Genomic DNA, 18602 nt, shown 5'->3' with positions numbered 1-18602 from the left:
CGCTCCAGTGTTGCGGTCTCTCACTGGGCCCCGATACGGGCTACGCTCGAAAGTATGCCGGTATGGTCCAGGGCGTCACGTGCAAACGCAGAAAAGAAGGCAGTAGTGTCAGTTGGTCAAGGCCTCCCAGAGGGCTCCGAAGAGCTCAGGAAGTGGCTGTCGGGGCTTAAACCGGTCACCGGAGCAGACACGATGCTGCGTTTCACCAAGACGCCGGAAGGCTCCATCGACATCACCCATGCCCATCCGTCCGGACTGGCGCAGCTCATGGCGGGGCGGCGCACACGCCTGTCCACGCTCATCCGTGACCACGATCAGTACGTCGTTGCGGCGAGGGCTTCGCGCAACCTCCGCTCGAAGATCTTCGAGCTCAGCAATGACCGGGGCATCGACGCCGGGTATTTTTCGGCCGGAACGGTGTCCTGGACGTCGGCTGTGGGCGGAAAGCCGCAGCGGGTGTCTGCGCCGGTCATGCTGACCGCCATTTCCCTGACCGTCCGTCCGGGCGAGGACGACTACGAACTTCAGCTGACGGAGCAGGCCCAGATCAATCCGGCACTGATCCGGCACCTGAAGACAATCCACGGGATAGTTTTCGATGTCAACGCCGTGACCCGGATGGCCTACAGCACGGCCCGCTTCGATCCCCAGCCCGTCCTGGACCGCCTGGGGACGCTCATCAAGCCCATCCACGGGGCCGAAGTGGAACACAACCTGCTCGTGTCAACGTTTGCGGACCTTTCCGGAAACCTTGACGACCCGTGGATCAACCAGAACAACCCCCTCGTAGCTGCCCTGGCCAGTGCCGCAGCCGGCGACGCCGTGGAGGTGGCCGAGCTCGCCGAGGACCGCTTCCAGGACATCGACCAGCGGGATCCGGCCGATGAGCTGCTGCTCCTCGACGCCGACGCCGACCAGCAGTATGTGGTGGACGCCGTGCGTGCCGGTGACTCGCTCCTGGTCAGCAGCCCGCCCGGTACGGGGCAGACACAGACTGCCATCAACACCATCGGCGCCCTGGTGGACGAGGGAAAGACCGTCCTGGTGGTGGGCGACCGCCGGGCCAGCCTCAGTGAGATCGGAGCCCAGCTGGAGACGCTGGGCCTGGAATCCATCTTGTTTGCGCTCTCCGGAACGGCTAGTCCGCTGCAACTCAAGGGCCAGCTGGTGCGGGCCATCGTCCGGAACGAGAAGTCGCTTCAGCCCCAGCTCCAAAATCTCCACACCACGCTGGCAGAGCACCGGCATGCCCTCATGGACCACGTGGCCTCGCTGCACAACGTCCGTGAGCGCTGGGGCTGCTCGCCCTACCAGGCCATGCAGTCGCTGGCCGAGCTGACATCCATCCAGCCGACGCCGCCCGCCACCACGGTGCGCCTGAAGCGAAGCGTCCTGGACAACATCCGCGACCGTGAGGAACTTGCCGGTCGACTTCACCGTGCGGCCGAGCTGGGCAGTTTCAGCCGGGCTTCCACGGCCAGCCCCTGGCACGGCGCGCGGCTCCTGACCCGCAAGGAAACCGAAGAGGCGCAGGACGTTGCCCGCTCGGTCGAGAAGAACCTGCCAGTGCTCCGCAACCGTATGAACGAGGTGGCAGAGCACGCCCAGATACGCCTCGGCACGACCTTCCACGAATGGGGCGCCCAGCTCGAGTTGCTGATGGCGGTCAGGGAGAGCCTGGACAAATTCACCCCGGACATCTTCGACCGGCCGGTCCACGACCTCATCTCCGCGACAGCCACCTCCCCGTGGCGCCGCGAACGGAACATCGAGATGCCTTCCATGCAGCGTTCCCGGCTGCGGCGCGTTGCCAAGGAATACGTCCGCCCCGGCGTGCACATCGCTGACCTCCACAGCTCATTGGTGCTGGTCCAGGAGCAGCGGGCGCTCTGGGCGGATTACGCCACCACGCAGCGCCATCCCGCAGTGCCGTCCGGCCTGGGCGAAGTGAATGTGATGTACCGCAGCCTGGAGCGGGAACTGGCCCAGCTGGGTGCGGCCGTCAAGCATACAGAGGCAGGCGGGGACCTCCAGCACACGCCCTACGAAGAACTGATGGAACGCCTGGAGCGGCTGGTGGCCGACACCCGGACGCTCAAGACGCTTCCGGAGCGCACGCTTCTCATCGAGAACATGCGCGAGCACGGACTCGGGGAACTGCTTGCCGACCTGGCAGAGCGGGAAGTGCCGGCGGCATCCGTCGCAGCGGAGCTGGAACTTGCCTGGTGGCAGTCGGCCCTTGAAGCGATGATCAGCGGTGACGACTATCTGGCGATGTCCGACGGCGACGCCCTGCGGCAGCTCGAAGCCGAATACCGCTTGGCGGACAATGCCCACATCGCCAGCGGTGCGGCGCGGCTGCGGTGGAAGCTGTCCGAACGGTGGCGCGCCGGCATTGCCGAGAACCCCCGGCAGGCAGACCTGCTCCGGAGCCTCCTGAAGGACGGCCGGGTCACGCTGGCCGCCCTCACGGCGCAGGCCCCGGCCCTGGTTCCCATGCTGGTACCGGTATGGTCGGTGAGCCCCTACCTGATGACCGGACTGCTGCCGGCTGAGCAGAAGTTCGACGCCGTGGTCATCCTCGACGCCGAGGCCACCTCCCTCCAGGCGGTCCTGCCGGCGATCGCCCGGGCCAAACAGGTGATTGCCTTCGGTGACGATAAGATCGCCAGCCCCCGCACCTTCACCGTTGGCGTCGAGCGGCTGGCTGCCGGCGAGACGGCCCACCAGAGCGTCGAGAGTGCCTACACGGCCTTGTCCGCGGTGCTGCCGACCCGGCGGCTGACCTGCGCGTACCGGGCAGTTGACGAGGACCTCGTGCTGCAACTGAGCAAGAGTTTCTACGACGGGCACCTCCACAGGCTCCCCGAGGGTCAGACAGCCACCGGACTGGACCGCGCCCTGCTGGTGGAATACCTGCCGGACGGCACCGGCCTCCCGAGCGCCGACCAGGAAGGCGTTGAATCCGCCGTAGCTGAGGTCAACCGGGTGGTTGAGCTCGTGTTTGAGCACGCCCGCCTGCGGCCAAGGACCTCCCTCGCCGTGGTCACGGCCAGCCTCCGCCACGCCGCCAGGATCGGCGAGGCCATCCGGCTGCAGCTGCCCAACTACCCGCTGCTGGCAAGTTTCTTCACGGCCGGACCGGAATCCTTCCGTGTGGTGGACCTGGAACGTGCCCAGGGCCTGGTCCGCGACCACGTGATCTTCTCCCCGGGTTATGGCCGCACGCCGCACGGCCGCGCGCTCCACAATTTCGGACCGTTGTCCGCTGAAGGCGGCCGGGCGAAATTCGCGCTGGCCATGACCCGTGCGCGGCGTTCCCTGCATGTGCTCAGCTGCTTCAAGCCGGAGGACCTGGATGTCAGCCGCCTCAGCCATGGCGCAGTGGACTTCTATGAGCTGCTGGACCGTGAGATTGCCGGCAACACCGACCTGGGCACCCCCGCGTCGCGCGCCGCAGCCAGCGAGCAGGCACTGGGGGCGGACCCGCTGGTGGCAGACCTCGGTGACAGGCTGCGTGCCCGGGGAGCCAGGGTCTGGCACCAGTACGACGGCGTGCTTGACGTTGCCGCCGCCGCGGACCCGGTGAATTCCATCGGTCACGATGACGCCGAAATCCCCAGGCCCGTGGCCATTGAGTCGGACGGAACTGAGCAATACCGGCGAATGAGCGTCCGGGAACGGAGCAGGCTCCGCCCGCAACTGCTGGAACGCCTTGGCTGGCGCTACATGCCCCTGTGGACCATCGAGGTGTTCACGGATCCGTCCGCCTGCGCTGACCGGATTGGCGGTTACCTCGGGCTGGAGAAGCCCGTTGTCACCGGCTTCTCAACCGCCTCGCAGTCGTTCTTCGAGGACGACGTGGACAACCTGACGCTGAACAGCGCCGACCGCGGCAATAACGGTGCTGATGAGGAAGCCCAAGCGGAGAGCGGCACTCCCGGCGGTGCGGCCCCCCGGGACAACCACTCGGTATCCTTGGAGGAGCGCCGCGCGTCCCGGGACGAGGCCCATGGCGCCGGCAGCGAAGCAGTAGAAGACACCAAGGAATACGGCATGGACACAAACAGCAGCGAAACGGACAGCCAGGACGCTCCCGGGCCCGGGTCGGACGAACCAGCGACGGACAGGTCGCGTCAGCCGGCGGGTGTCGGCGCGGCGTCGGGAGTGCTGCCGAACAAGGCAGCCGAAGATGACCCGAAACGCTGGGGCGATCACGGTTCAGACTACGACCACGATGCCTGGCTGCAGGAGCAGAAACCCCCGCACTGGGGCTGAGGCCAGCACGGCAGGCCCGCACCGCAGGGTTAGCCGGGCGGCCACGTAGGCGGCCCAGGGCGGCCGCCGTGCAGCAAGCCCAGTGCAGCCGGGCGCAGGGCAGCTAGCCCGGTGCCCCCACCAGCACAAAGAAGAGTTTTCCCTGTGTTGAGGCGCCGGCGAGGCGCCGGGCCTGCTCCGGATCCGCTGCGACCACGATGAGACCCTCCGTTTCTCCGGTCCCCAGCCATTGCCCGGTCTGTCCGCCCTGCCCCGAGGTCCAGAGCACGGGCACGGAGGCTGCCAGCACTTCCGATTCGGCTGCCTTGCCGAAGTCCGTTCCGTTGGTCATCACAATATTGACCAGCTGGCCGGGCGCCACGAGCTGGATGGACGAGGGGTCCGCCATCCTCAGCGGCACGGCTGCAGATCCGGGTTCTGTGCCCGCCAGCAGGCCGGGTCCGAGCAATTGCGTGTCGGAGATCAGCTGGCCCTTGCGCAGCGGGGCTGCCAGCTGTTTGCCCTGCAGCGCGGAGACGTCCGTGAAGGCCCCGGCGGGCATCATGCCTGGCGGGACCTTCACGGGCACCACCTCATTGCTTGACAATGCAGCTCCGGCGGGAAGGTCCCGGGCCGAGGCCATCGCTGTGACAGTGTGTGCCGGTGCCGGGGTCAGCTGCTGCACGGCGATGCCGGCGGCAGCACACAGCAGGAGCGCGACGACGAGCCTGCGGTTGCGGTTGAGCCATGAGCTGAGGCGGCGCGCACCTGATGGCCTCGAACGGCCCGGGCGTCCTGTCCTGAAGTTCTGCCGGGGCGATGAGAGTCCGTGATTGCGGAAGATGGAGGGCATACCGTGAGGCTACGAAGTCCGGTGGGGGCGCGGACAGCCCGGCGGGGACCTATGTGGAAAACCAGGACCGGTAGAGCACAGCCATGGTGTCCGCTATTCCGCCGAACGAGGGAACGCCGGGTGCAGCCTCAGTTGGCGGCAGCTGCGGTGGCGGGCGCCGGAGCGGCTGCCGGGGCAGGCGAAACACTGCTGCCCTTGGTATCGCGCGAATCCGTCCGGTAGAAGCCGGAACCCTTGAAGACGACGCCGACGCTGTTGAACTTCTTGCGCAGGGTTCCCTCGCACTCAGGGCAGGAGGTGAGGGAGCTGTCGGTGAACGACTGCACGATCTCGAAGGCGTGGCTGCAGTCCTTGCAGGCATATGCATACGTGGGCACTGGAAATCCTCCTCTGGGACAAACGAGCAGGTCCCGTGCTGCCTGATGGAAATCACTGCCGCGTTCTGCCGGCAGGTCTTGTCCTTTAGCAGTCGCAGGGCCTGAGTGCCAATTCTATCACCCGCTGCGGACGGGTTTCACATCAGCTGTGTGAGTCGCGACGGGGTGACCGCCACCGGGACCTTCCGGTCAAAGGGCTCTGCGGGGATGCTGCCGGCCGGCAGGACTTCGCCGTCAAAGACCACTGCGGCGGCGGGCAGGGGCAGGCCGGCGGCATCCAGCCCCGAGAGGAATTTATCGTAGTAGCCACCGCCCTGGCCGATCCTGTTACCTGACAGGTCCACGGCCGTGGCAGGGACAAAGACTCCGGCCACTTCGCTCATTGCCTCGATGCCGTGCTGTTCCCCCACGGGTTCCTCGATGGGGGCGTAGCTGCTGCGGACGAAGTCAGTTGCGGGCGTCCAGAAGACCCAGGACAGGGTGCGGTCAGGCCCGCAGACCGGCAACAGTACGCGGTGCCCGGTGCCGTGCAGTGCGGCAAGGAGCGGGAGCGTGGGAGGCTCGAATCCCACCCCCAGGTAAGCGGCAAAGGTGCTCCGCTCGCCGGCGGCAACCATGGCGGCCCACTGGAGTCCGTGCCGGGCGATGCCTGCTCCGGCGGCTTCCAGGCCGGCGGGGGAGAAAGCGGCACGCTCGATTCTGTGGGCCGAGCGGATCTCTTCCTTCGATGGCATCCGTGCCGTCCTTTCAGGTCGGGAGCCGTGAACGGAGGCCCCGGTGCGGGGCCGGCGGGGTGGTCCGTGCAATTACCCAATGTTTGGTCCCTGACGCTAGATTAGTCCAGTGACTACCACCAATACTTCTGTCCGCAAGGCTGTCATTCCCGCTGCCGGCCTCGGTACCAGGTTCCTTCCGGCCACCAAGGCCATGCCCAAGGAAATGCTGCCGGTCGTGGACAAGCCCGCCATCCAGTATGTCGTCGAAGAAGCCGTCAGTGTGGGCCTCACCGACATCCTGATGATCACCGGCCGGAACAAGCGCGCCCTCGAAGACCACTTCGACCGGGTCCCTTCGCTGGAGGCCACCCTGGAAGCCAAGGGTGACACCGCCAAGCTCGAAGCCATCCAGGCCGCAAGCAACCTCGGTGACATCCACTACGTGCGCCAGGGCGACCCCATGGGCCTCGGCCACGCGGTGCTGCGCGCGAAGCAGCACGTAGGCTACGAACCCTTTGCGGTTCTGCTTGGCGACGACCTCATCGACGCACGTGACGAACTGCTCAGCAAGATGATCGAAGTGCAGGCCAAGACCGGTGGCTCCGTGGTGGCGCTCATTGAGGTGGAGCCTTCCCAGATCAGCGCCTACGGCTGCGCCGACATCGATGACACCGACATGAACGGCTTCGTGCGGATCAGGAAGCTCGTGGAAAAGCCGGACGCCGCAGAAGCGCCGTCCAACTTGGCCGTGATCGGCCGCTACGTCCTCCACCCCGCGGTCTTCGATGTCCTCGAACGCACCGAACCGGGCAGGGGCGGGGAAATCCAGCTGACGGACGCCCTCCAGGAACTGGCTGCAGGGGAGGGCGAAGGGTACGGCGTATACGGCGTTGTGTTCCGTGGCCGCCGCTACGACACCGGCGACAAGCTCAGCTACCTCAAGGCCTGCGTCCAGCTGGCCTGCGACAGCGACGACCTCGGCCCCGGGCTGCGGGAGTGGCTGCCGGAATTCACCGCCTCCCTGGCCAAGTAACGTCCCATGCGGGGCAGCATCTGGCCGGTGACGCTGGAATGCGGCGACATTGTTCTGCGCCCCATCCGTTACCGTGACCGCAAGGAATGGATGGCGGTCCGGTCCCGCAATTCCGATTGGCTGGCACCGTGGGAGGCCTCGAACCCGGCCCCGGGAGGGGCGCTTCCGGACTACCGGCAAATGGTCAGGTCTCTCAACTCGCAGGCTGCCCAGGCCACGGCGTTGCCCTTCGTGATCGCGGAGCGCACGCCGGGCCGGCGTGATCCCGTCATCGTTGGGCAGGTCACCGTGTCATCCATCATTTGGGGCTCGGCGATGATGGCGACGCTTGGATACTGGGTGGACAAGTCGTGTGCCGGCAGGGGGATCGCACCCACGGCTGTGGCCATGGCCACCGACTACTGCTTCGGAACCCTCGGGCTGCACCGGATGGAGATCAATATCAGGCCTGAAAACGGGCCCAGCCTGCGGGTGGTGGAGAAGCTCGGTTTCCGCGACGAAGGCTACCGGCCGCGGTTCCTGCACATCAACGGCGACTGGGCGGACCACCGGTCCTTCGCCTTGACGTCCGAGGAAGTCCCCGAAGGGCTGCTGGCCAGGTGGCTTCGAACCCGCCCGGCGTGACCTGGCGTTAGGTTTTTGATCGACGCCACCCGGTTCGCCGTTCTGTGTTTTTCGTCATAAATCCATTGATTTGCCACCTGCCCTGCGACACACCGGAGCTAATGCCAGAGCTGTCGGCTAAATGCTCTTACGGTTTTGAATGTGGACTTCCCTCTTAGCAGCTCAGTGATCCTTGTTGTCGCTGTTGCGCTCTGGATCGTGTGGGTAGCCCCGTATGTACTCCGAAACCGCCGGCATCAGCTTCAACCCGCAGCCGAGCTGATGTCCGAAATCAACTACGCCGAACCCGCAGACCCCCAAGCCGGAAACGCCATGAAAATGGCCGCCCAGCAGGAGAAATCAATGGTAACCAAGCAGGCCACCGGATCCGCCCAGGGGTCCGCGACAACCGCCGTCGGCCCGGGGCCGGCAACGGCGCGCCCGGGAGCACTGAGGATCCGTTACGGACGATGCGCGATCGCACTCGTGGGCCTGGTGTCCCTGCTGACCGGGGTGGTGGCCGGAATCTTCCGTATTTTCGGACTGGGCTCGTCCTGGTTGCCCGTCGGGGCCCTCTTCGCAGCCGTTGTGGCGGTAGCTTTGCTGCGGCGGCTGGCGGTACGGGACCGCCGCGCCAGGATGAACGCTGCATTCCGTGCGGCCATGTCGGCTCCGGAACGGCAGATGCGTGCTGCGGTGCCGCGTCCCAGCCGGGAACCTGCCGTGGACGCTCCGGAAATCCCGCTTTTCGACGCCGAGGCAGGGAACAAGCCCAAGGTAAAGCCGCTGACAGCCCAGGAGCTGCGTGAAGCGGCCCTCGCAGAGGCAAAGGCGTCCGGGGACACCGCCCTGCGCACCGCCACGGCACCCGGCTCAGCTGTCAGCGCGGACTCCAGCTGGGAGCCTGTTGACGTTCCCAGACCGACTTACGTCGAAGCCGCCAAGGCAGAACGTGCCGCCCCTGATCCGCTTGACCTGCCAGAAGCTCCCAAAGCTGTAGGCAAGCCGTCCCTCAAGCAGGGTCCGGCCGCGGCCCCCGCTGCGTCCGGTGCCGCTCCCAAGGCCCTGACCAAGGCGCAGAGCGCCTTGAGCAACCTGGACGACGTATTGCAGCGCCGCAGGGCCTGAGCCTGTAGCCTCTGGAGCATGACCCGCATCTGTGTTGCCGGCGGCACCGGACAGGTGGGCCGTGAGGTGGTCCGACAGGCCGTGCAGCTGGGCCACGACGTTTCCGTTATCAGCCGCCACCCGCCGGGGCCCGGTGCCGAAGGGGCGTACGACGGCGCGGACTACTACCGCGCAGACGTCACCACAGGTGAAGGGCTGGCGGCCGCCCTGGCCGGTGCCGCCGTCGTGATTGACTGCCTGGAAGGCAGATCAGGGAGGGCCCTCAAAGATTTCGCGGCCGGCGGCGCCCGCCTCCTCAACGCTGCGCACGATGCCGGTGTCCGCAAGGCTGTGCTGCTGTCCATCATCAACTGCGACCAGGTGCCCCTGCGCTTCTATCGGTCCAAGGCGGACAAGGAACGTATTTACGCCGCGTCCGCCCTTGAGACCGTTACGGTGCGCGCCACCCAGTTTCACAGCCTCCTGGTCCGGCTGTTCGCGGCCGGCGCCACAGTGGGGCTCATCCCGGTGGTCAAGGGCGCGAGGTTTCAAACCATGGCGCCCGGCGAGGCGGCGTCGGCACTGCTCGAAGCAGCCGTCGAAGGGCCTTCGCAGGAACTCCACCGGCTCCGGACGGTGGGCGGCCCGGAAGTCAACGGGATGGCGGAACTGGCAGAAACCTGGAAGCACCACAGCGGGTCCCGGGGGCGCCTGGTCCGTTTGCCCCTGCCGGGGGCCATGGGAAAATACCTTAAGGAGGGCGGCAACCTGGTTCCGGAGCACCGGTACGGAACTGAGACCTTCGCGGGCTGGCTGGCGAAGCGGTAGCGGGCAGCTAGGCGAGCGCGTTTAGCGTTCTCCGGCCGGAGGTGCTGCGGTGTACGGTCTGGGCCAGGGACCGCCCGCCTGCTGCCACTGCTGGTAGCTCATGAGGATGTCCCGCCCGTCCGGCGCGCGGTAGTAGATGTTCCCGGAGTTCACAGGTTTCCAGTAGAAGGAAAAGGGCACGTATTCGTCGACGACGGGAGTAGGTAACTGGGCCGCTGACCATTCCGCGTAGTTGATTGGCCGGCTTCCTTCGACCTTCACATTGGCGTTGTAGTAGACGGTTCCCATCCACGAGGTCTTGAAATATCCGCTGACCAGCCGGCTGGGCGCAGGGCGACCGGCCGCAGACCACTCGTCGAAGGTGAGTTTGTGCAGCACGCCATCTTCGCCGCGGGCAAAAACCTCGCTGGAGTACTGGTGCTGGTAATAAGAGGTCCCTTGGATAAACCCCGCGATCCGCGCCGCTGGCTGCCCCAGCTGGAGCCAATCAGCGTAGCTGAGCCGTTTCCACAGCCAGGCCGGGCTGGCGAACTCCACTGAATAGATTGAACTCGACCAGGGATACCGGACGAAGCTGCCGGCGGTCCGTTCCGGTTGCCTGAAGCCCATGTCCTGCCACTCGCGGAAGGTCAGCAGATGGGTCACGCCGTCCGGGGACGTGGCATAGATTTCCGGTGCCGGGGCAAAGGTAAACACCCTCGTGCCCGCGATCCAGCCAGCCAGGCGGGGCCGGGGGAAACCTGCGGCCTCCCAGTCCGCATAGCTCAGCTTTTTCCAGATCATCCCGCTCGGCGCATAACTGACGGAGTAGATGGCAGGCGACCACGAGTAGTTCACATAGTCCGTGGGGTAGGCCGTGGCGGACTTCTCAACGAGCACTTCGTACACGTACAGGTTCAACCCGGTCCGGAGGGCAGCGATGCCCACCTGTCCGTACTTCGGGTCACGCATGGTTACGGCGTTGGCGGAGCCGTAGTTGCTGACGAGCTTGGCATGGAGCTGCTGAACGGTGGGGCCCGTGGGGGAGTATATTGTTTCGGCAATCCGGCCGTAAGCAGCCCCGGCTGGCAGTGCATCTTCCGGGACCGGCGTCGCGGAAGGAAAGTCCAGCTGGGCAAGCGCCCACTGCTGCGCCGCCGCGCTGACGGTCGGATCCAACGTGACGGCGGGTGCCCCCTGCGACTGGCGGTATTCGTTCAGCAGCGTGAAGAACCCGTTGATTTCCTGCGCCGAGACCGGTTCCAAGGCTTCAAGGGCCGGCCCCGGAGGCGGGCTGGAGGGCTCCGGCGTTGTTGTCGTTGTAGCTGACAGGGCAACGTTCGGCTCCGGCTCCGGCTCCGGCGCCGGCTTCGGGGACACTGAGGGCGCCGCTGTTGCTGCCGGGGACGCTGACGGTGTAAAGCTCGGCTCCGGGACGGTGGCCACCGCCGCAGTGGGAAGTGACAGCATTGCCGCCATCATGAGCACCAAGCCTGCGCTGAGCTGCCGGGCAACCGGATTATTCATCGACGTTCTTTCGGGAAAGGGCCAGGGAACCGCGTGGGCGCGTGAAGCGGTGGACAGCCAGGGCGGTGCCGCCGAGAAGGAGCAGCAAGAGAGCGGGCAGGAGCGGCGAAACGTTGGCGCCGGTGTCCGCCATGGGCTGTTCGTTTGGCACGGCGGCCAGATTGTCTGCAGGGCCAAGGGGCTCGGGCGGAAGCGGCGCCGCAGTCAGGATTGAGACAGATATGTCGTCGCTGGTCGCAGTGCCAAACGTATTCGCAGCCACCGCATGGTAGCGGGCGCCATTAGTGACGGCGTCCGGACCGATTACCAGCGTGGTATCCGTTTCTCCGGCCACTTCCGCCCAGGGCGCACCCGGGGCCTGCTGCCGGAACCAGGTGACGGCGGGCCGGGGTGACCCGGTCACCGTGACGCGAAGGTCAATGGGTTGGCCGGCAACCGCTGCGGCGTGGGCGGCTGACGCGGAGACGGCAGGGGCCGCGCCCGCGTTGACAGTGGCTGCGCTGCTGAAGACGCGCGCTCCCAGCGCATTGCTTGCCACGATTCGGAACTGCTCGGAAGGGAGCGCGGATCCTTCACTGAAGGAGACCGCCAGCTCGCTCGTAGTGGCTCCGGCAACGTTCCGCCAGCTCAGGCCGCCGTCGGTGCTGCTTTGCCATTGGAGGCGTTTGCCGGCGCCGGTCACGGCTGCCGCCAGTTTCCCCCGGTCGTGCCCGGGCAACGCCAGGTACAGGTCCTCCGGTTGGCTGGTGACGGCCAGCGGTTCCTTCCTGACTGTGAGTGTCGCAGCGGGGGAGACGTTCACTGGCTCGGAACCACCGGAGACGGTTACGGTCCGGAAACGGTCGCCGTCGTCGGCAGCCTGTGGCGACGGGACCGTCAGGGTGGTTCCAATGGCGCCGGAAACGTCCTGGAATGTTGCTCCCGCGTCGTCGCTGCGCTGCCACTGGAGCCGGTGCCCCGGCCGCCCCGGTGCTGTCGCGGTGAACGTGGCAGGGTTCCCCTGGTCCACCGTCCGGTCTTCGGGGGCACCGGGCGCCGTGTTGCCCGGCCCGAAAACCTCCACTTCCGAGAGGGACAGGGAATTGTCGGGACCGTTGTCGTCGGTGGCAACCCTGAGGAACCTGGCGTCCACGGGGCTAAAGGAGACAATTAGCCGTGAACCGGCAACGCCGCTCCGCTGGGCGATGGCACCCGGTGTGGTCCAGTTCGCTCCGTCAACGGAGACCTGCACTCTCGGAGCGGAGGGCATGCCGGCACCCGCTTTGACCGGTTCCTCGCCGGCGGGTGTGGTCAAGGGATGGAGGTACACGGTGCCGAGACTCCGCGCCTCCCCAAGATCCAGCTGGATCCACTGGGTCCCGGCCATTTCCGATCGGTATCCGCGGTGCAAAGCGGTGCTGAACGCGGCGGAGTCCACCAGGTTCGCCGCGCTCCAGCCGCCGGTCTCCAGCGAGGTGCTGGCTGAAACGGCGGCGGCGGCCGCGAGATTCCGGCCGCCGTGGCCGTACTCCAACGTCACAGCGTCCAGGAAGAAGCCGGTTGCATCGGCCGTGGCAGCGGTCGTACGAATACCGACCCGCAGCTCCGACAGGTTCTTGAGGCCGTCCTCCACGGTGGGGAGGACCAGCTGGTTCCACGATCCTGGGGCAAGCGGGTGAACGGACTCCGCGGTGTGCCCCGCGCCGTCACTCGCCCATAGCTTTGCTTCGTAAGCGGCGCCTGGCACGGGATCGGCCAGTTGGAGGGATGCCATGAGCGCGGCGCCGTCACCGGTGCTGACGGGTTTCGGCAGCGAATAGGTGACTTCGCGCCATTGTGCCGAAGCTGCAGGCCGGACAGCCTTAACCCGTAGCGCCGCTGCCCCGAGGAACGAGCCGGTCCCGGCGTCGCCGGGCAGGGCGCCTGCGTCGACGCTGGCGCCCTGCCCGGCAGTCCACCCGGTTGGCGCTCCGCCTTCGAAGTTTGCCAGGACCAGGCTGCTTTGTGGCAGGCACGATTCTCCGGTGGTGTCGGCCGTGCAGTCGGAGCTTCCACGTACCTTGGCCAGGGATTGCGCTGTTGCCAGGACGGTGCCGGCAGCAGCATCGGTCACTGACAGTTCCAGTGTCCCCCCGCGGGCGGTGGCTGATGCCGAGACGGGAACCAGTACTGTGGTCTGTCCGCCGGCCGGAACGACGGCCTGAACCGCGCTCTGTTCCTGCCAGCCCGCCGGCAGGCCGGTTGCCGCGACCTGCACGTGGCGGTCGGCGGACGTTTGGAGGTTGCTGAGCGTGACCGCCGCGAAGCCGGTGCCGCCGGGCTCCAGGATCTGCGGCGTCAGGCCGCCGCTGGCCGCCGTGAGGTCGGTTCCCACCCCGATGGTGAGGCCGCTGCTCAGCGTAACCGTGTCCTCACCGCGGGTGAAGGACACGGAGCCGCGGGCCGGGTAACTCGCCGCAGGGCTGCCGGCCGGGGCCGTCACGCTGTAGATGGCACGTGCCTCTCCGCCAGGTTCCACGTGCTCCGGAAGGCGGGCTGTGGGCCTGGCCGACCAGCCCTGCGGAAGCTCGATCGCCGGGCTCAGCCGGCCAAGGGCGGTAAGGCCTGTGTTCTTCACCGTTACTGTGACGTCCATGCTGCCGCCGGGTGCAAGGTGCTCTTCGGCGGCGGCCGCCGAGACGACCACACCGCCGGCATCAACTGCTGCGGAGAGCTGGTGGACAGCTGAGGCAGCGTGCAGGGCCAGGTCGCCTGCAGTGGCCGGAGCCAGGCCTTCGCCGCGGGCCAGGGAGACCTCCGCGGTGAAGGAGCGGGCCGCCGTGATGGCACTGCGCAGTTCATCGGGTGCCCTGCCCTCCTGCTGCAGGTAGGTGCCGAGCGCCTGGCTGGTGCCGGATTCCGTGGCCGCTGCCGTTTCCCGCAGGGCCGCAAGCCTGGGCGTGGAAGCTCCGAGGGCGGTAACGGCGGTACTGATGGCCGCGGACGTGTTCGAGGCTGCCACAAGTTCGGTGAGTGCCGGGTCCGACGTGAAATGGTAGGTACCCGATCCCAGCGTAAGCAGGGTGTCGGGGCCGCCCGCGCTGACTGATTTGATCCCGTTTCCAGCCGCAGCCAGCTGTCCTGATTCAGAGACAGCGGAGGGTGCGGTGTCCCGCAGCGTGACCTTACCGGTGGATCCCACGGGAACGGTGATGTTGTAGGTGATCCTCCTGTCCGCCACTTTCCAGTCAATTCGGGCCTCGCCGAAGGGTGTGTGGACGCTTCCGGCGGCGGAGGGGAGGCTAGGCGTGATGCGGGGGTCGAAGATGATCTCGCGGTAGCCGCCCGCCTCCGACGGTGAAATACCGGCCACTGATTTGTACAGCCAGTTGTCAATGAAAGTGAACATGGGGTGGTTCAGGGACGGGGAGCCCTGCCACTCTTCCCAGATGGAGCCCGGCCCGTGCGTCAGCATGTACGCCCAGCCCGGACTGTCAGTGCGGGACACCACAATGTTGACGATGTCGGAGCGGTTCATCAGCTCGAGCGCGTCGACGATGTATTTTGCTCCGGGCAGGCCGCCCCGGACATGTCCTCCGCCGATGACCATGACCTGGTTAACGAGGGTCTCCGTGACGTCGCCGGCCCTGCCTTCGGGGACAATGCCCAGGGTCAGGGGCAGCGCGTTCGAGAACTGGCTGTTGCCGTAGCTTGCCTTGCCCGCATCGAAGTAGCGTGCGTTGAAGGCATTGGCAATGTTGTTTGAGAGGGTTTTGTACTTTTCCGCCGGGCCGGCCTTACCCAGTTCGGCCGACATCTCAGCCATCAGTTTGGCAGTGAGGTAATAGAACCCGGATTGGAAGAGCTTGCTGTCCGTGTCCTCTGACGCCACCCAGTCCTGCCCCCACGTATAACTGGGCCGGGTGATCAGGTAGCCGTCTGTGACGGTGGCGGTGTAGCTCATCCAGCGGTCCATCGAACTGTAATGGCGGCTGAGGAGCCTGTCGTCGCCGTAGGCTTTCCAAACGTAGTAGGGGATGAGCACGGTTGCCGCTGACCAGGCGGGGTCGGACTGCTGGCTCCAGAACGGGTTGTGTTCTACGGGCACGATATCGGGCACGAAACCGGAGGGCTTTTGTGCATCCTCCATGTCCTGGACGAACTTGGTATAGAAGGCAGCCATGTCGTAATTGTTGATCGTTGCCTCCGCCGCGAGGTGCGCATCGGCCATCCAACCGCGTTTCTCGCGGGTGGGGGTGTCCTCAGGGATGCCGTGCATCCCGTTGACCTGAGTCTGCCGGTTGGCCTCGTGCAGGGAGTTCAAAAGCGGCGTCGAGGCCGTGAAGGTTCCTGCGTCGCCCACGTCGTTGCGGATTTCCTGGGCCACCATGGATCCATTGGCGGGCAGGGCATCCAGTCCGGAGATTTCCGCCCACCGGAACCCGGCGTAGGCGAACCGGGAACTGAACAGGGAGGTTTTGCCGTCTCCGATGAACGTGCTGGTCTGTGCGGCCATGATGACGGAGTTGTTGACGCGGCCGTTGAGCAGCCGCTCACCGTGCTTGATGGTCACGGTCCTGCCGGCCGGGATCACCTGGGACAAGGACACCGTCCCGGAGATGTTTTTGCCAAAGTCGGCAACGAACACTGCCGGAGCGGGCTGGGTCACCTTGACCGGAGTGAACCTGTCCACCACACGCATGGGCTCATTCGGTGATGCGCTCAGGGTGCCGCGGGTGGTGTTGGCTCGAACCGGGCTCCAGCCCACGTTGCTAATCGGAGCGGTGTCCCAGCCGGAAATCTGTTTGCGGGCATCGAAGGTCTCGCCATGGAACCTGTGTGCGCGGGTGACCGGGCCGGGCCGGGAAGTCCATGTGCTGTCCGTGGTCACAACGGTGGCCGGGCCGGAGGGCCATTCGACCTGGATCTGGAGGATGACATCGGAATCTTCGCCAACGAGGAATCCGACGGCGTTGTCCCCCGCCTTGAGCAGGGATGTCACGTCCCAGGTCCGGTACAGGGACCTCACCCGGCTGTCGGTCGGCTGTGCCTCGAGTTCGGCGTCGCCCACCTTCTTCCCGTTGGCGGTCAATTCATAAATGCCCCTGGCCAGCGTTGCCGTCTGGAGGCAGCAGTAACCCTGATAGTCCGGGGTGCGCTCGAAGGTGCCCCGGCCTGAAACGAAGGCCGTCGCGCGGAGCGGCTTTTCGGGCAGGCTGAACGATTTCCTGAGATAAGAGCCGCCGGCATCGGTGGACGCCGGGCTGATCCAGTCAGCCTTCCAGTCGTCCGGAGCAAGCAGGCCTGTGGTCCAGGTGGCGGTGGAGCTCCAGGCGGATTCCGTGTCGGCTTCGTCCCACACCCTGACTCGCCAGTAGTACGGCGTCGCGGAGGACAGCGGCGGTCCGGCGTACGCCACGAGGGACTGGGCGTCGCCGGAGACGCGGGCGCTGTCCCAGACATCGGGAGCATCGGCGGCCAGCGAGTCACTGTTTCGGGACACCTGTATCTGGTATGCGGTCTGCGCCTTGTCCCTGGTTCCCGACGCCAGTTGCCAGCTCAGCCGGGGCTGCGCCGCTTCCACCCCCAGGGGATTGCTGAGATGCTCGACGCTCAGGGACGCGACGCTCAGTCCGTGTCCCGGGACCGCATCCGACGGCTGTGCCTCAGCGCGGACCGATGACGGTGGTGCCTGGGCTGCCGTCGCGTCCGGAATGGCCGGCTGCAGGAACGGAGACTGAACAGCGGAGTTGCCCGCCGGCGTGCGGTCCGCAAAGGACGCGTGTACCGGAGCGGGGGCAAGAAGGCTGACGGCGAGGCTCGCCACGAGCACGGTGATGACAGATCGGCAACGCTGCAGAAGGCACGCCAAGAAATTCCCCCAGGTCTTAAAGAAACAGGGATCCGTACCGGCAAGAATTTACGGCCGGTGTGTGCGGCAGTGAACGGTGCAGGACGTGCTCCCGGTTCAGAGGGTACCAGTACTGGATGCGGTGTCCGACTTAGCGGTGACAGTGCCGTGGCGCCCCCGGTTTTTGAAACACGGGCCGATGCGGTTAGCCTATGAATGGTCGGGGGCTATAGCTCAGTTGGTAGAGCGCTTCGTTCGCATCGAAGAGGTCAGGAGTTCGAATCTCCTTAGCTCCACATTGAAAGCCCTTTGGCCTGCGGAAACGTTGGGTTGGAGGGCTTTTCTCTTGCCCTCGTTTGGGTCGGCCACACGGAAACCACACGTTTTGCCTCAAAGTTCCGGCGTTCATCCGGACTTTCGTTCTGGATGGGTCGGCGGCTCCTGGCCAAACTTTTGGAGGGCCTCCGTGAGATCCGGTGATTCACTTGCCTTGGCGATGTAGTGCTTTTCCGTGATGGCCGTTCCGGAGTGGCCAAGTTGGGCTGCCGCATGTTTGGAACTGTATTCCCGGTCGATGAGAGTGGCAACGGATTTCCGGAACACGTGCGGAGTGACCCATTCATATGAGGACCCCGCACGGGCGTCCCGCCATTGCCTGCGGAAGTTGTGTGGGCTGCGCACAGTTCCTGTGGAAGACGGGAACAACATGTCTTCGGGCTTGGGCTGCTCGGCTGCTTGCTTACGACGGAGTGTTTGCACGGCAAAAGGTGGCACCTTCATGGTTCGGAAGCCAGCCTTTGTCTTCGGGTGGTCTTGCCGGTAGGCGCCGCGGCCTTTCTCCATGACGACAGTTCCCGAGATGGTGATGGTTGGCGGTTCCGCTTCGAGGTCGACGTCCTGCCAGCGGATGGCCAGGACCTCACCAATTCGGGCGCCCGTGGCAAGGAAGATATCGAGAACGTCGAGTAGATCTGTAGCGCGCGGGCGTCCTTGGTGCGTGGGGTCCTCCTGCCACCTTCCAATGACAGTCCGGAGCTTCTGAACGTCGTTGATTGAAAGCGCCTTGATGTCCTTCGTGGCGATCTTGATAGGTCCGACATCGCGGACTGGATTGCTATGCAGGGCATCGTGCCGGACCGCGAGACCGAGCATGCCGGTCAAAACGATTTTTGAATGACGTGCGGTAGCAGGGTGGTCTGAGGCAACGTTTTTGAGGAACCGGTCTATACGCCCGGTGCTCAGCTCGTGCAGTCGGAGTCCGGCCAGCGCGGGCTTGATGACCCGCCTATAGGTGTCACGGTAGCCATCGATGGTCCTTCGGCCTGCTCGGCCGTTGTTCTCGGTTTCGTCGAACCACATATCGCTGAGTTCGGATAGCCGGGTATTTCTGGAAATTTCACTCGAGGTAGGGGCTTGCCGGTCTTGGAACGAAGTGACGAGGTTTCGCTCGGCGGCGGCTCCGGTCGTTCCCCAGGCTTCCACGGTTCGGGTGATGCCGTCGGTGTCGCGGTAT

11 protein-coding genes and 1 tRNA gene are annotated in these 18602 nt (G+C 65.8%); 6 read left to right on the top strand and 6 right to left on the bottom strand.

Going from position 1 to position 18602, the window contains the following annotated elements:
- Positions 1–54 precede the first annotated feature (54 nt).
- Complete coding sequence (locus tag AC1MDG_RS14710; protein ID WP_479804742.1) at positions 55–4278, top strand: AAA family ATPase; 4224 nt, start codon at positions 55–57, stop codon at positions 4276–4278.
- Positions 4279–4381: 103 nt separating this feature from the next.
- On the opposite strand, the gene cpaB is transcribed toward AC1MDG_RS14710, so the two are convergent.
- From cpaB to AC1MDG_RS14695, 3 genes are all read right to left on the bottom strand, one after another.
- On the bottom strand, positions 4382–5110 hold the full coding sequence (gene cpaB, locus AC1MDG_RS14705; RefSeq protein WP_479804741.1) for a Flp pilus assembly protein CpaB: 729 nt from the start codon (positions 5108–5110) through the stop codon (positions 4382–4384).
- 128 nt (positions 5111–5238) lie between these two features.
- Positions 5239–5487, bottom strand: coding sequence for an FmdB family zinc ribbon protein (locus AC1MDG_RS14700; protein ID WP_043482853.1), 249 nt, complete (start codon positions 5485–5487; stop codon positions 5239–5241).
- A gap of 137 nt (positions 5488–5624) precedes the next feature.
- Positions 5625–6221, bottom strand: coding sequence for a 5-formyltetrahydrofolate cyclo-ligase (locus AC1MDG_RS14695; protein ID WP_479804739.1), 597 nt, complete (start codon positions 6219–6221; stop codon positions 5625–5627).
- Positions 6222–6330: 109 nt separating this feature from the next.
- On the opposite strand from AC1MDG_RS14695, the gene galU reads away from it, so the two are divergent.
- From galU to AC1MDG_RS14675, 4 genes are all read left to right on the top strand, one after another.
- A complete protein-coding gene (gene galU, locus AC1MDG_RS14690; protein ID WP_043482848.1) occupies positions 6331–7236 on the top strand; it encodes a UTP--glucose-1-phosphate uridylyltransferase GalU in 906 nt (301 codons plus the stop codon).
- Positions 7237–7242: 6 nt separating this feature from the next.
- Positions 7243–7860 (top strand): GNAT family N-acetyltransferase, encoded by a 618-nt coding sequence (locus tag AC1MDG_RS14685; RefSeq protein WP_479804737.1) that lies wholly within the window; start codon positions 7243–7245, stop codon positions 7858–7860.
- A gap of 141 nt (positions 7861–8001) precedes the next feature.
- Entirely contained in the window at positions 8002–8967 is a 966-nt protein-coding gene (locus AC1MDG_RS14680) for a hypothetical protein (protein ID WP_479804735.1), read from the top strand.
- A gap of 18 nt (positions 8968–8985) precedes the next feature.
- On the top strand, positions 8986–9774 hold the full coding sequence (locus tag AC1MDG_RS14675) for an SDR family oxidoreductase (protein WP_479804733.1): 789 nt from the start codon (positions 8986–8988) through the stop codon (positions 9772–9774).
- 21 nt (positions 9775–9795) lie between these two features.
- On the opposite strand, the gene AC1MDG_RS14670 is transcribed toward AC1MDG_RS14675, so the two are convergent.
- Positions 9796–11280, bottom strand: coding sequence for a CAP domain-containing protein (locus AC1MDG_RS14670; RefSeq protein WP_479804731.1), 1485 nt, complete (start codon positions 11278–11280; stop codon positions 9796–9798).
- Positions 11273–17065 carry a family 78 glycoside hydrolase catalytic domain gene (locus AC1MDG_RS14665; RefSeq protein ID WP_479804730.1) on the bottom strand — a complete coding sequence of 1931 codons (5793 nt, stop codon included), beginning with the start codon at positions 17063–17065 and terminating at the stop codon, positions 11273–11275. The genes AC1MDG_RS14670 and AC1MDG_RS14665 overlap by 8 nt, the downstream gene beginning before the upstream one ends.
- 247 nt (positions 17066–17312) lie before the next feature.
- On the opposite strand from AC1MDG_RS14665, the gene AC1MDG_RS14660 reads away from it, so the two are divergent.
- Positions 17313–17385: transfer RNA gene (locus AC1MDG_RS14660), tRNA-Ala, on the top strand.
- A gap of 109 nt (positions 17386–17494) precedes the next feature.
- Here the strand turns inward: AC1MDG_RS14660 and AC1MDG_RS14655 are convergent.
- The gene (locus AC1MDG_RS14655; RefSeq protein ID WP_479804729.1) at positions 17495–18571 is read right to left on the bottom strand and encodes a tyrosine-type recombinase/integrase; all 1077 of its coding nucleotides are present in this window, start codon (positions 18569–18571) and stop codon (positions 17495–17497) included.
- Between the last annotated feature and the right edge of the window lie 31 nt (positions 18572–18602).

The sequence above is a fragment of the Arthrobacter sp. AIWTK1 genome (assembly GCF_056680535.1).
Note: the sequence above shows the minus strand (reverse complement) of the source record. Positions and strands in the feature narration are given on the sequence as shown.

Bases quoted from the DNA above. Each gene is read 5' to 3' on its own strand.
- AC1MDG_RS14710 (WP_479804742.1), top strand. From the start codon at position 55: ATGCCGGTATGGTCCAGGGCGTCACGTGCAAACGCAGAAAAGAAGGCA.
- cpaB (WP_479804741.1), bottom strand. From the start codon at position 5,110: ATGCCCTCCATCTTCCGCAATCACGGACTCTCATCGCCCCGGCAGAAC.
- AC1MDG_RS14695 (WP_479804739.1), bottom strand. From the start codon at position 6,221: ATGCCATCGAAGGAAGAGATCCGCTCGGCCCACAGAATCGAGCGTGCC.
- AC1MDG_RS14685 (WP_479804737.1), top strand. From the start codon at position 7,243: ATGCGGGGCAGCATCTGGCCGGTGACGCTGGAATGCGGCGACATTGTT.
- AC1MDG_RS14675 (WP_479804733.1), top strand. From the start codon at position 8,986: ATGACCCGCATCTGTGTTGCCGGCGGCACCGGACAGGTGGGCCGTGAG.
- AC1MDG_RS14670 (WP_479804731.1), bottom strand. From the start codon at position 11,280: ATGAATAATCCGGTTGCCCGGCAGCTCAGCGCAGGCTTGGTGCTCATG.